We start from the raw sequence: 966 nt of genomic DNA, 5'->3' as shown, positions 1-966 counted from the left end.
CTAGGGCGTGTCTGCTAACTCCGTGCGCGGTGGGTCAGGATGAGCATCGCCAGGAGCACTCCACCGAGGTAGGTCACGGCGTACTTGTCGTACCGGGTGGCCAGGCCACGCCACTGCTTGATCCGGTTGAAGGAGCGCTCGACGGTGTTTCGCTCCTTGTAGGCGTCGGCGTCGAATCCCGGGGGTCGTCCGCCCTTGGAACCCTTGTTCTTGCGGTGGGCGATCTGGTCGCGCCGTTCGGGGATGGTGTGCTTGATCCGCCTGCCTCGCAGGTAGTTTCGCGTACTCGGGTGGGAGTACGCCTTGTCCGCCAGCAGTCGGAAGCCGATCTCGTGCCCGGCCTCGTCGAGGGCATCGATCAACGGCGCGAGCATCGGGTTGTCCCCGGCCTGCCCCGCGGTCAGCAGCGCCTGCACCGGGGTGCAGGAGAGGTCCGCGAGGGCGTGGACCTTCGTGGTCAACCCGCCACGGGAGCGGCCCAGCGCGTGGTCAGGCGGCTCCCCGGGCACCGCGCGCGAATTCATGTGACTCGCTCCTGCCCCCTGTGCCCTCATCGGCGGCAGAGTCATGCCGGGCGCCGGCTGCGTGCTGGTGGGCGCGCACGCTGGTGGAGTCGATCGAGAGGATCGCCTCCATGTCCTCCTGCCCGAGCCCGGCTCGCTCCCGGACCGCGGCGAACATCGCCTCGTAGGTCCCATCGGTCGACCAGAGTCGATGCCGTTGCCACACAGACTGATACGGCCCGAACTCCGCCGGCAGATCACGCCACGGCGAACCGGTACGGAACCGCCAGACGATGCCCTCCAACGTTCTGCGGTGATCATTCCACGGACGCCCACGACGCCCGACATTCGTCGGCAGTACCGGCTCCAGGACGTCCCACAACTCGTCACTGATCACGCCATCACGAACCATGCCCACCACGCTGACGGCCCCGCGTCGCAATCTTTGGCAGACACGCCCTAG

At 67.5% G+C, this 966-nt stretch carries 1 pseudogene; it reads right to left on the bottom strand.

Features of this window, described 5'->3' with window-relative positions:
* Nucleotides 1–14 precede the first annotated feature (14 nt).
* Nucleotides 15–915, bottom strand: a pseudogene (locus JCO01S_RS15575) (IS5 family transposase).
* Between the last annotated feature and the right edge of the window lie 51 nt (nt 916–966).

The organism is Janibacter corallicola NBRC 107790, from assembly GCF_001570965.1.
Taxonomy (GTDB): Bacteria; Actinomycetota; Actinomycetes; order Actinomycetales; family Dermatophilaceae; genus Janibacter; species Janibacter corallicola.
This window is presented reverse-complemented; position numbering and strand designations above follow the sequence as displayed.